Below are 12,246 nucleotides of genomic sequence, written 5' to 3'. Positions count from 1 at the left end.
TGACCGGGGCCCTGAGTCCTCCCCCGCGGCCGCGACCAGGACCCTGGTCCTAGTCCGGGTCCGCGCGGTGAGAGCATTCCGACTGCTGTGCAACCCTGGTTCGGGGGCCAAGAGGCCTGGTACAGGGGGAAGTCAGACATGTCCAGGAGCCGATACGTCGGGTCCGGCGATGCCCGGGAGCTGCCGTGGAGCCGTAACGACGCGCTCGTGATCGGCGGCGCCTGCGTGATGAACCTGCTCAGCTACGTGTTCTTCAACGCCTCCGACGGCCGGCACACCGTGAGCGTGACCGGGTTCCTCTTCGTCGCGCTGACAGCCCTGCCGCTGCTGGCCCGGCGTCGCTACCCGGTGGCGACGCTCGCCGCCGTCCTGGCACTCGACGCGACTGCCACCCTGACCGTGCCGCTGCCCTGGCACTTCGGCGCCGTGCTGATGGTCGCCCTGTACTCGGTCGCCAGGGCCTGCCCCGGCCGCGTGACGGCGCTCGCGGCCGTCGTCACGGTAGCGGTGACGCTGCTGAGCCAGAGCAACGGCCGCATTCCGCCCTGGCAGGACGCGATCACCCCGCCCCTCACCACCCTGATCGTCGTCGGCGCCGCCATGGCGATGAACCGCTGGCAGCGGGAAGTGGACGCCAACCGCAGACTCCTCGCCGACCGTGCGGTGGCCGACGAACGCCGCCGCATCGCACGGGAGTTGCACGACATCGTGGCCCACCACATCACCACCATGCAGCTGATGGCCGGCGGAGCGCGGGCCAACCTCGCAGAACCGGAGGTGGTCAAGGACGCCCTGGTCACCCTCGAGTCCTCCGGGCGGCTCGCGCTGCGCGAGATGCGCCAGCTCCTGGACGTCCTACGGGACGGCGACGAACCCCCGGCCGCGCCGTCCCAGCCCCAGCCGGACGCCGACGACCTCGACCGCCTGGCGACCGAATCCCGCCTCGCCGGAGTGCCGACCGAGTTCAGCGTCCACGGACAGTGGCGCCCGTTGCCGCCGACCATCGGCCTCACAGTGTTCAGGATCGCCCAGGAGGCCCTCACCAATACCCGCAAGCACGCGGGGACAGCCCGCGCGTCCATGAAGCTGACCTACCGTCAGGATCGAGTCACCATCGAAGTACGCGACGACGGCGGGGGCAGCCCGCCACAGGAGGGGGCGCGCGCCGGCGGATACGGCCTGATCGGCATGCGCGAACGCGTCGCCCTGCACGGCGGCACCCTCACCGCGGGCCCGCAGGCCGACGGTGGGTTCGCCGTGGTGGCCGACCTGCCGCTGACCACGGACGAGGCCGTCCAGCACGAAGGGGCGCACCCATGACCGCGCCGCCGATCAGAGTGCTGATCGTGGACGACCAGTTGCTGGTACGGCGCGGCCTGTCGCTGATCCTTTCCCCCGACCCGTCCTTCGAGGTCGTGGGAGAGGCCGAGAACGGCGCGCAGGCCGTCACCCTTGCCCGCCAACTACGCCCCGACGTCGTGGTGATGGACATCAGGATGCCCGTCCTCGACGGAGTCGGCGCGACCAGGGAACTCGCCTCCACCGTGCCCGGCAGCCGGGTCCTGGCCCTCAGCACCTTCGACATGGACGAGTACCTCGTGGGCGCCCTGCGCGCCGGAGCCTACGGGTTCCTGCCCAAGGACAGCTCACCTGAGGACCTGAGCGCGGCGATCCGCACCGTCCACGCCGGCGACGCCGCCGTCGCTCCACGCCTGCTCACCCGGCTGATCTCCACCTACGTACGGGCGCCTCACGGCACCCGGCCGACACCCACGGGCCTGGACGAACTCACACCCCGCGAGGTCGAGGTATGGCGGCTGATGGCCACGGGCCTCGACAACACCGAGATCTCCCGCGCCCTCGGCCTCAGCCTCTCTACCGTCAAGAACTACATCACCAGCATCTTCGACAAGCTCTCCGTGCGCGACCGCGCCCAGGCGGTCATCGCGGCCTACGAATCAGGCCTGGTCACCGCCCGCCAGGTAACCGGGAACCCGCCCACCGGATAGCGCGGCCTGCCGGTGCGGTTGCTTTCACACCACCGCGTCGCCACCGTCCACGACCAGATCACCGCCCGTCACCCAGACCGACTCCGCTGAGGCCAGGAAGACGGCGGCGCCCGCGAGGTCCTCCAGGGTCCCGCACTGGCAGGATTACCGTCGGATACCGCCCTGAGCTGGGGCTAGTGTCATCCACCTGAAATTCGTCGGCAATATTGAGCGGGGGATTCGAGGATCTCCTCGGCTGTCTTGGTCCACGCGAACGGCTTGGGGCCTCGTTCACTGGTCCATCCAGGCGCGGATGTCCACGCAGGCCCGTGCCGCCGGGCTCGACGTCGTGAAGATCGCGCAAGATCCGGGGCCGGAGCCAGAACACGGCGCAGCCGCAAGAACGGCCAGCCAAAAGCGAACGACGCCGCCCCGACCGTCACGCCCCTGCCGTGCACCGAGCTCCCGCCGAAGCACCGGGGGTCAGAGAGATTTGGAACGGAATCCGGCGTTAACGAGGTTCCCGCTGGTCAGCGAGTCGAGCCCTTCGCTGCCTCTGAACGCGGCCAGCGCCGGATTCGGTTCGGTTTCACAGCGCGACTTTGATCTACATTGCGTGACGGTAGGTAGCCGTTGGTAACGGTTGGGTCGCCCTGATGACCCTGTGCCTGTTGAGTCATACGTTGCGTACATGCCTGTCGACTTCCTGAGCGACTCAGAAGCGGCGAAGTACGGCCGTTACTACGGCCCGCCCACCCGGGCCGAGATGGAGAAGATCTTCTTCCTCGACAATGAGGACATGGCCCTGATCAAGGGGCATCGTGGCCGGCACATCCGGTGCGGCTTCGCTCTTCAGCTCGTGACCGTTCGCTATCTGGGGTGCTTTCTGGCTGATCCGCTGGAGGTGCCGAACGAGGTCCTGGACGTCGTCGCCGCGCAGTTGGGGATCGAGGATCCGTCCTGCGTGAAGCGTTACACCGAGCGGGACAAGACGCGGCTGGAGCACACCTGGGAGATCGCCAAGGCGTTCGGGCTGAAGGACTTCGCCTCGGCCGAGGCTGAGCTGGCGGGTAAGGTGCGGGCGCACGCGTGGAACACCGGCGACGGGCCGACCGCGTTGTTCCAGTACGCGGTGCGCTGGCTGCGGCAGAACGATGTGCTGCTGCCGGGGATCAGCACGCTGACCCGGCTGGTGGCGCGCGAGCGGGAACGCGCCACGCGGGAGCTGCATGACACCCTGGTCGCGCTGCTCAGCGCGCAGCAGCGGGCGGTGCTGGACCTGCTGCTGGAGGTGCCGCCGGGCAAGAAGGTCTCGGATCTGGAGCGCTGGCGGAGCGGCCCGTCGAAGGCGTCGGGGCCGCAGATCGTCAAGTCGCTGGATCTGGTGGTCGAGATCGGCGGCACCGAGCTGGGCCGGCTGGAGCTGGATGCGGCGGTGCCGCAGCGGCGGCTGGACGAGCTGGCCCGCTACGGCCTGACCGCCCACTCCTCCCAGTTGAAGAAGCATCCCGCCTCGCGGCGGCTGGCCACGCTGCTGGCCACCGCGCAGCGGCTGGAGACCAAGACCATCGACGACACGCTGGAGCTGCTGGACCTGCTCATGGTGACGGAGCTGCTGGGGCGCGCGCAGCGGGAGGCCGACAAGCAGAAGGTCGTCAAGCATCCCCGGCTGGCCAGGGCCTCGGCCTGGCTGGCCCAGGCGGTGGAGGTGCTGCTGGAGGCCGAGGGGTGGAGCGAGGACGTGCGGCTGTTCGAGGTGTGGGAGATGATCGACGCGGTGGTGCCGCGCGCTCAGCTGCGCTCGGCGGTGGCCACCGTGACCGGGCTGGTGCCGCCGCCGGACGCCGAGGACGACGGCGGCTGGCGGGCGGAGATGGCGAGCAAGTACGCGACCGTGTCGGGGTTCGTGAAGCTGCTGACCGCGGTGATCGCGTTCGAGGCCAACGCCGAGGGAGCGCGGGTGCTGGCCGCAATGAAGGCCCTGCCGGAGGCGCTGGCCTACCGCTCGCGCCACCATCCGGTCACGGTGCTGCCGCTGCGGCTGATCGATGCGCTGGTGGTGACGGGTGCGTGGAAGCGGCTGGTGTTCGGCCATCCGGCCCGCACGGACGGGCTGGTTGACCGTAACGCGTATGTGTTCTGCGCGCTCGAGCAGTTCCACCGCCATCTCAAACGCCGCGAGATCTACGCGCCCGCCTCCAGCCGATGGCGCGACCCGGACGCGCAGCTACTCAAGGGCTCGGCGTGGGCGGCGGTCAAGGACAGCGTGCTGACCGACCTGGGGCTGCCCGAAGACCCCACCGGGCTGCTGGCCGAGCACGCCGAGCGGCTGGATCGCGCCTACCGGGTGGTGCGGGCCGGGCTGGCCGCGAATGCCGCTGTCACCATCGACGACGACGGCAAGATCCACGTGGCCAGCGTGAAAGCGATCGATGAGCCGCCGTCGCTGATCGACCTGCGCAAGCGGGTGGAGGCGATGATGCCGCGGGTGGACATCTCCGAGGCGGTCGTGGAGGTACTGGGCTGGTGCCCGAAGTTCATGGAGGCCTTCACCTCGATCGCCGGCACCGGCCCGCACCTGGACGACCTGGACATCACGGTGGCCGCGTGCCTGACCGCCCAAGCGCTGAACATCACCTACGGGCCGATCGCGGTCAAGGGCGTGCCCGCGCTGGAACGGCACCGGCTCGGCTACGTCGACCACACCTACCTGCGCGCCGACAACTACGCCGCCGCCAACCCGCACCTGATCGCCAAGCAGACCGGGATCGGTTTCGCCCAGGCGCTGGGCGGCGGCCTGGTCGCGGCCATTGACGGCATGCGGTTCGTCGTCCCGGTGCCGTCGGCGTACGCCCGGCCGAATAAGAAGTATTTCGGTCCGAAGCGCGGAATAACCTGGTTGAATATGATCAACGATCAGGCGTTCGGGATCGCGTCGAAAATCGTGACCGGGATTGCCTGCACGCGCTGGATGTCATTTTCGGCTCGGGCGAGGGCCGCCGGGCCGATGTGATTGTCACCGATACCGGATCTTACAGCGATCTGGTATTCGGGCTCGCGCATCTGCTGGACAAGGAGTACCGGCCCGCGCTGGCCGATCTGCCCGATCAGAAGCTGTGGCGGGTGCAGGCCGACGCCGACTACGGGGCGTTGAACGCGCTGGCGCGCGGGCGGTTGGACCTGGGCAAGGTCGCCCGCTGGTGGCCGGACATCCTGCGTCTGGTCGGCTCCATCTACACCAGCGCCGTCAACCCCTACGACGTGGTGCGGATGCTGCAACGCGACGGCCGGCCGACCGCGATGGGCGAGGCGATCAACATCTACGGCCGCATCTACAAAAGCTTGCATGTGCTGGCGCTGATCGACGATGAGGGCATGCGGCGCGGCATCAAGGGCATCCGCAACCTCCAGGAGGGCCGCCACGATCTGGCGCAGAAGGTCTTCCATGGCCGCAAAAGCCAGGTGTTCCAGCGATACTACGAGGGAATGGAGGACCAATTGGGTGCGCTGGGCATTGTTCTGAATTGCCTGGTGCTGTGGAACACCGTCTACATCGATGACGCTTTACGTCAGCTGTGCGCGCAGGGCTATCCGGTGCTGGATGACGACATCGCCCGGCTCAGCCCGTTCATCAGGAAACACATTAATGTGCACGGCCGGTATTCCTTCCAGCGGCCGCAACTGGGCGGCGGGCGGCGGGCGCTGCGTGAACCTGACGCCGACGACGCCGACGATGAGGACTGACGGCCAGCAGGAGATGAACGGCCCTGTCAGAGGCGGATGACGGGCATCATCGGGGGTGCTTGCGCCGGACCGCGGCGCCCTGGCCCTCGGCCGGGCGGGTAGCCGGTAGGCCTCGCAGCGGGTGTTTGCCGGCCACCGTGCGATGGTGGCCGAGGCCGTCGGCGGGCTGCCAGTGCACGTTGGTGGCCCAGTGCAGGCGTTCGAACAGGCTGATGAGCGCGGCGGAGGGGTCGATCTGGCGAGGGCCGCGGCCGTGCCGGGCGCAGTTGGGCTGGCTGTGGTGGCCGTTGTGCCAGCTTTCGCCGAAGGACAGCAGGGCCAGCGGCCACAGGTCGGTGGAGCGGTCGTGGCGGCGGGTGGTGTGCGGCCGCTCGCCGATCATGTGGCACAGGGAGTTGACGCTCCAGGTGACGTGCTGCAGCAGGGCGATGCGGACCAGGCCGGCCCAGATGAACGCGGTCAGGGCGCCGTACAGGCCGCCGCTGATCGCCCAGCCCGCCGCGAACGGCAGCAGCAGGGAGGCGGCGCACAAGGCGGGGAAGGCGCGCGAGATCCGCAGCATGGCCGGATCGTTGCGCAGCAGGTCGGGGGCATACCGCCCGGCCGAGGTGGGTTCGGCGGAGAGCAGCCAGCCCAGGTGGGCGTGGGCCAGGCCGCGCAGTTGCCCTCCGAGGCCGGTGCCGTAGCGGTAGGGGGAATGCGGGTCGCCGGGCCGGTCGGTGAAGGCGTGGTGGCGGCGATGGACGGCCACCCAGTCGATGAGGTTGCCCTGAAAGCTCATCGACCCGGCCACGGCCAGGACAACGCGCAGCCACGGGCGGGCGGTGAAGGAACGGTGGGTCAGCAGCCGGTGGAAGCCGACCGTCACCCCCAGCCCGGTCACCACGTAGAAGACGGCGGCCAGCAGCAGGTCGGTGAGGGTGATCCCGCTTCCCCACGCCAGCCAGATGCCGGCGCCCAGCGCCAGGAACGGGGCGATGACGATCGCCGCGGTCAGCGTCACCGGGACGATGCCGGCCCGCGCGGGCGCAGCGGGGCGGGGGAACGGCGCATGGCCGTCATAGCCCGCCTCGGCGGCGGTGCGGGTGGTGCTCGGCATGCCGGTCACGCCATGACCGGGAATCGGTGGTCCAGCCCGGTGATGCGCAGCAGCCGGGCCACGCGCGGGGGAACGCCGGTCAGGGCCAGCGTGATGCCCCGTGTCCGAGCACGGCCTTGCACGCCGACCAGCACGCCGATCCCGCCTGCCCCGCAGAAGGTGACCTGGGACAGATCCACGATGAGCAGGTCGGTGCTGTGGTCGAGGGCGTTGATCAGCCTCTGGCGCAGCCGGGCTGTGGTGAAGATGTCGATGTCCCCCGACAGATGCACCAGGGTCGGCGCCGAGGCGCTCACCCCGGCGAGCGGGGCGGTGTCGATGACGGTCATGGAATGTCTCCTCACGGGAGAAGCTGAAAGGTGATGAGATGCCTGCCGGCCGAAGATCGGCCCGCCGCCAGTACGGGCGGTGCCAGGACCGCTCGATCCGGCCGGCAGGCGGCACACGGGGTCATTGCGACGTTGTCGGCCGTCCCATGGCTGGCTGCGCCATCTGCCCGACGACCGACCCGCCCTCGTCCTCCCAGCGGGCCGAGCCGTCGGCCGTGGCCCCCGGAGCGGGGTCTGGTGGCAGCTGCGCGAGGGTGAGGATGGCGTCGATGCTCAAGCCGGCGATGTCCTGGGCGGTGAGCTTGAGCGTGGCCCCGGCGGCGCCGGCGGCGGTACCCGAAGGGACGACCAGCAGGACGACCGGCTCGCCGGCGGCGAAGCTAAGAGTGATCACACGCGGGTCGGTGTGGCGGAACCAGCCGATGCGCACCTGACGCCCGCGCGCCGGGATGCGGCGCGGGATGTTCTGCCACACATCACAGTGCAGGCCCACGCGGAGCGTGACCCGATCGAGCAGCCGGTCCACGGCGACGATGAGGCCGGGCAGTTCGGCGGCCGCGTCACGGGAGGAGGGCCACCAGGCCCCGTCCACCACCGCTCGCCTATTCGGCACCGGGCGGAGACTGAGCCGTAGCGCGGAATCGGCCCGAGGGATCGCGGACGAGGCGGAGCTGAGCGGTGCGGGTTGAGAAAGAAGTGTCGGCGTCATGGTCGCCTGACCTGTCCAGGCCCGAAGAGGCCGGTGGTGGTTCGCCGGGGGCGACGCAGACCTGAATGCCAACGCTCGAAAAGACCTCGGTACCTTCAGTGTACGCCATAACTTCCGGAATCACGCAATTCCGGAAGTAGACTGAGCGGGTGACTTCCGGAAACACGCTGTCAGGGATCACGCAATCGGCCGGAGCAGCTTCCGGAAACACCAGCCGGTCGCGGGCCGTGCCGCTCCCCGCCCCCCACGCCGCCGTCCTGGCCGGCTACACCGCCGCACTCGCGCGCGCCCCGCTGGCCGACTCCACCAAGACCAAGTACGCCTCCCGGCTGCGCGGCTACCTGACCTGGATCGCCGGCCAAGCCGAGGCCGACGCCCTGGACGGCGACCCGCTCACCGACCCCATCGCCGCCACCGGCGCCGTACGCGACTTCCGCCGGCATCTGAAGAACGGCCGCCGCGCCCCCAACACCATCGACACCTACCTGTCGGCCATCGACGACTTCTATGCTCGCCGCGGCCTCGGCAAGCCCCAGGTCCGCCGCGAACGCGACGCGCGCCGCACCGCCCCCCGCGCCCTGGACGCCCGGCGCACCCGCCGCTACGTCCGCCACGTCCAGCTCACCGCATCCCCGCGCGACAAGGCCATCGCCCTGCTGCCCTACTACGCCGGCCTGCGCATCTCCGAGGTCGTCGGCCTGGACCTGGCCGACGTCCGCCTGTCGGCCCGCAGGGGCGAACTGCGCATCCGCGGCAAGGGCCGCGATGGCGGCAAGATCCGCCTGCTGCCCGTCCATGCGGACCTGCGCCAGGCCCTAACCGACTGGCTGGAGGCCCGCGCCGATTGGAAGGGGGCCGGCACCCACGCCGCGGTGTTCCTCAACCACCGTGGCGGCCGCCTGAGCGACCGCGCCGCCCGCGACATCATCACCGGCCTCGGCGACGCCGTCGGCCTGGGTGACGACCCCACCGAACCCTTCAGCCCACACGTCCTGCGCCACACCTTCGCCACCCAGCTCATCCGCGACGGCAAAGACCCCATCCTGGTCGCTGAACTCCTCGGCCACGGCTCGCTGGACACCACCCGCCGTTACGCCCTGCCGACCGAGGCAGACAAGGCCGCCGCCTTGGACGCCCTCATCGCCGACCATTGACCACAAATCCGGTTCGGGGTGGATGACGGGTTTGTCACTGCCTGTATCCAGCTTGGAGGGCGTCGCGTCCGCCGGACACGGCAGGCGGAGGTGGAGGGTGGTTGCCTACAGCGTTCGACGCTGGGCAGGTATCCCTTTGCGGATCCTGGCGAAAGGAGCCGGCCGTGCCTGAGAATATCGCGCTGATCCTACGATTCCACCTGATGGGCGGCGAAGACGTCTCCGTGATGAGCGGAGACTTCGGCGAGGAGGCAGAGGCGATAGCGGCGATCGCTCGTGCCGTGGACGAGCGGCGCAGCCTCGTGCTGATGCGGGCAAGATATGACCGTGAGACCGACGTGAACAGCGTGGTCATCAACCTCGCCAACGTGGTGTCGGTGCGTGTGTCGAAGACAGCCAGCGCCGAAGCGGGCCAATACCTGTAGCGGCGGGCTGCCCCGGCGCACCCTGACCTCGGCCAGCCTCACGGTGTCCCGGCGAATCTCCACCGGTGCCCGATCGTCGTCCGGGGTACGGTCGTCGACAAAGGCGCACATAACGCCAATCAAAGGAACCGTGATCTGTTCAAGACAATGGCGGTTCGTGAGCATTTTGGTCCGGGCGTGCCGGGGCCCGGCGTTGTGACGCAAGCGGGGGTGGCTGTTACCCGGCCGGCCCTAACGGAATCCGGCATTCACCACGTTCAGGTGGGCGAGCGAGACCCCGCTGACCAGCGGGATCCGTGTTAACGCCGGATTCCGTTCCAAATCTCTCTGAGTGCCGCACCGGAGAGCATCGCCCAGGGCACGGCGCGTAGCCACTCCTTCGGCAACGGCGGGCGACGACGACTGCTGTCGGCGTTCTCATAAACGATCCATTCCCAGAGCAAGATCAAAAAGAGCTGCGCGGAAATCGCGAAGCCCCGGTTCGGTTCGCAGAACTCGTTCTCACGCAAAGATGGGTTCGGGGTACTTCTGAGAAATGTTTGTGAAAGTATCCATGGGCATGACGGCCCCTCAAGAGACATCCCCCAGCGATGCCGACCGCGATGCCGACGAGGTCGAGCGGCACCCCTGCCCCCGCTGCACGGCCGAGCCCGGCTCGCCGTGCCGCGCGCGCTCCGGCGCGGTCGCAGGCACCTACCACACCGGCCGCTTCACCAAGGTGCCCCGGCTCGCCAAGCTCCTGCGTGTGCCGACCCCCGCCGACCGCGGACCCGGCCAGCCGTGGCGCCCCGGCACCCCGGTTCCGCTCGCCCTCGCACCGGACGCTCCGACCGCCGACATCCGCATCGGGTACGCACGGTGCAGCTCGCTCACTCAGGAGCTGCAATCGCAACTGGACGCGCTGTCCGCGCACGGCATCGGCCGCGAGAAGATCTTCTCCGAGAAGATCAGCACCCGGGTGCGCGTAAGGCCACAGTTTGAGGCCGCGCTCGCGCTGGCCCGCCAGATCAAGGCCCACGCCCCGCACTGCCGGGTCATCTTCACCGTCTACGAGATGAAGCGCCTGGGCCGCGACGCCGCCGAACTCACCGCCCTGGCCGATCACCTCACCGCGCACGGCCTGGTCCTGGAGATGCTCGCCGGGCCCCTGCCCGGGATGTACGACCCCAGCGGGCCCGGCCGCCTGCTGTTCGCGTTCTTCGCGGCGATGGCCGAGACCGAACGGGAGAACGTCCGCGAGTCGACCCTCGAAGGACTCGACGCGGCGGCCCGCAAGGGCAAGCACGGCGGCCGGCCGCCCGTCATCACCGACGACATGCTGCACACCGTGCTCCGCCGCCGGGCGAACGGGGAATCGGTCGAGCAGATCCAGCCCGACCTGATCATCCCCACCGGCAAACGCAAGGGCCTGGCCCCCAGCGTCGCGAGCATCTACCGAGCGCTCGCCGAGCACGAGAAGCAGGAGGCATACCCCGAGGCCGTCGCCCAGGCGCACGCCGACTTCGCCAGCCTCCAGGACGCCGACGACATCCCCCGCCCCCGCCGAACCCGCATCCGACGCCCAGACGATCCGCTCACGCCCGAACAAGCCGAGCTTCGACAGCGTCTGCAGGACCAGGTCCTGCAGCCCGCCCATCGGGCCGACCCAGGCGGACGATCAGGAACTACCCCGCAAACGCTGTGAGCAGCCGCTCGCGCTGCGCCTCCTCAAGTCCGCCGACGCGTCGCTTCGCCTCGACCCCGCACGTCGCCATCAACGCGGCGACCTTCGCCGGCCCATAACCAGGCACCGCTCGCAGCACCTGAACGACCCTCGTCTTCTGGACAACGATCTCTTCCTCCGCCCGGGCGAACACTTGCGCCACCGTGACCGTCCCGGCCCGGACCCCAGCCAACAGTTCGCTACGCGCCCTCCGCGCCTCGGCGGCCTTAACCACCGCCACAGCCCGCTGCTCAGGGGTCAACGTCGGTACCGCCATGGATGGCCTCCTCGCACATCAGCTTTCCCCTGCCACGCCATGAGCCCAGCGAGGGTGTCGGCTCCATCATGGAGCACTGTCAACAGATGTGACACTAAACCCGGTTGGCCGTTCCACTCCTACTGGCAGGCCATCGTGAACCCGCAGGTGGGCACTGTCGGCAACTCGCGTCGGACATCAACGTCGGAGAACGGCCCTTCGGGTAGTTTCCGACAATGCTCATCGGCTACTGCCGCACCTCGACGGCCGACCAGAACCCCGATCATCAGATGGACGCGCTTCTCCGCCACGGCGTGGACCGCGACAACATCCATGTCGACGTCGCCAGCGGCGCGAAGGCGTCCCGCCCGAAGCTCGACTGCTGCGCGAGGGTGACACCTTGAAGGTCACCCGGCTCGACCGGCTCTCCCGCTCCGTGCTGCACCTGGTGACGCTCGGTGCCGAGCTGCGCGAGCGCGGTATCGGACTGCACGTCATCGAGTAGGGCATCGACACCGCCACCATGGAAGGGCGGGCGATGCTCGCAAGTCGGCTTTCCCGGAGAATGCCGTGAGTTTGGCGATGCCCTAGGAGCTGTTTCCTGGATCACGTGCGGAGCCAGATGACCAAGGCTGCGACCGTGACGGTTCCCAGGAAGATGTAGGCGCGTTTGTCGTAGCGGGTGGCCACCGCGCGGAAGTTCTTGAGCCGGTTGATCGCCCGCTCCACCACGTTGCGCTTCTTATACCGCTCGGCGTCGAACCCGACCGGGCGGCCTCCCGCCGAGCCGCGCCTGCGCCGGTTGGCCCGTTGATCACGAGGCTCGGGGATGATGTGGCG

At 69.2% G+C, this 12,246-nt stretch carries 10 protein-coding genes and 3 pseudogenes; 7 read left to right on the top strand and 6 right to left on the bottom strand.

Annotated features, from left to right (window positions below; translation table 11 throughout):
- Nucleotides 1-138 precede the first annotated feature (138 nt).
- The gene (locus ACWENQ_RS22665) at nt 139-1,320 is read left to right on the top strand and encodes a sensor histidine kinase (protein WP_452415939.1); all 1,182 of its coding nucleotides are present in this window, start codon (nt 139-141) and stop codon (nt 1,318-1,320) included.
- Nucleotides 1,317-2,009 carry a response regulator gene (locus tag ACWENQ_RS22660; RefSeq protein WP_306861057.1) on the top strand — a complete coding sequence of 231 codons (693 nt, stop codon included), beginning with the start codon at nt 1,317-1,319 and terminating at the stop codon, nt 2,007-2,009. The genes ACWENQ_RS22665 and ACWENQ_RS22660 overlap by 4 nt, the downstream gene beginning before the upstream one ends.
- A gap of 24 nt (nt 2,010-2,033) precedes the next feature.
- Here the strand turns inward: ACWENQ_RS22660 and ACWENQ_RS22655 are convergent, their stop codons facing one another.
- On the bottom strand, nt 2,034-2,135 hold the full coding sequence (locus ACWENQ_RS22655) for a hypothetical protein (RefSeq protein WP_354908887.1): 102 nt from the start codon (nt 2,133-2,135) through the stop codon (nt 2,034-2,036).
- Nucleotides 2,136-2,679: 544 nt separating this feature from the next.
- Here ACWENQ_RS22655 and ACWENQ_RS22650 point away from each other — a divergent pair.
- Nucleotides 2,680-5,732 (top strand): annotated as a pseudogene (locus tag ACWENQ_RS22650) (Tn3 family transposase).
- 46 nt (nt 5,733-5,778) lie between these two features.
- Here the strand turns inward: ACWENQ_RS22650 and ACWENQ_RS22645 are convergent.
- The 3 genes from ACWENQ_RS22645 to ACWENQ_RS22635 form a co-directional block, all read right to left on the bottom strand.
- A complete protein-coding gene (locus tag ACWENQ_RS22645; RefSeq protein WP_452415938.1) occupies nt 5,779-6,831 on the bottom strand; it encodes an acyl-CoA desaturase in 1,053 nt (350 codons plus the stop codon).
- A gap of 5 nt (nt 6,832-6,836) precedes the next feature.
- Nucleotides 6,837-7,160 (bottom strand): STAS domain-containing protein, encoded by a 324-nt coding sequence (locus tag ACWENQ_RS22640; protein WP_449923049.1) that lies wholly within the window; start codon nt 7,158-7,160, stop codon nt 6,837-6,839.
- Nucleotides 7,161-7,281: 121 nt separating this feature from the next.
- Nucleotides 7,282-7,869, bottom strand: coding sequence for a DUF5994 family protein (locus ACWENQ_RS22635; protein ID WP_452415937.1), 588 nt, complete (start codon nt 7,867-7,869; stop codon nt 7,282-7,284).
- 149 nt (nt 7,870-8,018) lie between these two features.
- Here ACWENQ_RS22635 and ACWENQ_RS22630 point away from each other — a divergent pair, with 149 nt between their 5' ends.
- The 3 genes from ACWENQ_RS22630 (at nt 8,019) to ACWENQ_RS22620 (ending at nt 11,132) form a co-directional block, all read left to right on the top strand.
- Nucleotides 8,019-9,023 (top strand): tyrosine-type recombinase/integrase, encoded by a 1,005-nt coding sequence (locus ACWENQ_RS22630; RefSeq protein ID WP_452415935.1) that lies wholly within the window; start codon nt 8,019-8,021, stop codon nt 9,021-9,023.
- 164 nt (nt 9,024-9,187) lie between these two features.
- On the top strand, nt 9,188-9,448 hold the full coding sequence (locus ACWENQ_RS22625) for a hypothetical protein (protein ID WP_449923040.1): 261 nt from the start codon (nt 9,188-9,190) through the stop codon (nt 9,446-9,448).
- 559 nt (nt 9,449-10,007) lie between these two features.
- Nucleotides 10,008-11,132 carry a recombinase family protein gene (locus ACWENQ_RS22620; protein WP_452415934.1) on the top strand — a complete coding sequence of 375 codons (1,125 nt, stop codon included), beginning with the start codon at nt 10,008-10,010 and terminating at the stop codon, nt 11,130-11,132.
- On the opposite strand, the gene mihF is transcribed toward ACWENQ_RS22620, so the two are convergent.
- On the bottom strand, nt 11,113-11,427 hold the full coding sequence (gene mihF / locus ACWENQ_RS22615; RefSeq protein ID WP_354908654.1) for an integration host factor, actinobacterial type: 315 nt from the start codon (nt 11,425-11,427) through the stop codon (nt 11,113-11,115). The genes ACWENQ_RS22620 and mihF overlap by 20 nt on opposite strands.
- A gap of 215 nt (nt 11,428-11,642) precedes the next feature.
- Between mihF and ACWENQ_RS22610 the strand changes: the two are divergent.
- A pseudogene (locus ACWENQ_RS22610) lies at nt 11,643-11,911 on the top strand (recombinase family protein).
- Nucleotides 11,912-12,012: 101 nt separating this feature from the next.
- Here ACWENQ_RS22610 and ACWENQ_RS22605 read toward each other — a convergent pair.
- Nucleotides 12,013-12,246 (bottom strand): annotated as a pseudogene (locus tag ACWENQ_RS22605) (IS5/IS1182 family transposase); the annotation flags it as partial.

It is taken from the genome of Nonomuraea sp. NPDC004354, assembly GCF_053602555.1.
The sequence above is the reverse complement of the archived record's forward strand: the minus strand, read 5'-3'. Positions and strand labels throughout refer to the sequence as shown.

What these genes read in the sequence shown, in the direction of transcription:
- ACWENQ_RS22635 (WP_452415937.1), bottom strand. Translation starts at nt 7,869, where the DNA reads ATGACGCCGACACTTCTTTCTCAACCCGCACCGCTCAGCTCCGCCTCG.
- ACWENQ_RS22660 (WP_306861057.1), top strand. Translation starts at nt 1,317, where the DNA reads ATGACCGCGCCGCCGATCAGAGTGCTGATCGTGGACGACCAGTTGCTG.
- ACWENQ_RS22645 (WP_452415938.1), bottom strand. Translation starts at nt 6,831, where the DNA reads ATGCCGAGCACCACCCGCACCGCCGCCGAGGCGGGCTATGACGGCCAT.
- ACWENQ_RS22665 (WP_452415939.1), top strand. Translation starts at nt 139, where the DNA reads ATGTCCAGGAGCCGATACGTCGGGTCCGGCGATGCCCGGGAGCTGCCG.
- ACWENQ_RS22620 (WP_452415934.1), top strand. Translation starts at nt 10,008, where the DNA reads ATGACGGCCCCTCAAGAGACATCCCCCAGCGATGCCGACCGCGATGCC.
- ACWENQ_RS22640 (WP_449923049.1), bottom strand. Translation starts at nt 7,160, where the DNA reads ATGACCGTCATCGACACCGCCCCGCTCGCCGGGGTGAGCGCCTCGGCG.
- mihF (WP_354908654.1), bottom strand. Translation starts at nt 11,427, where the DNA reads ATGGCGGTACCGACGTTGACCCCTGAGCAGCGGGCTGTGGCGGTGGTT.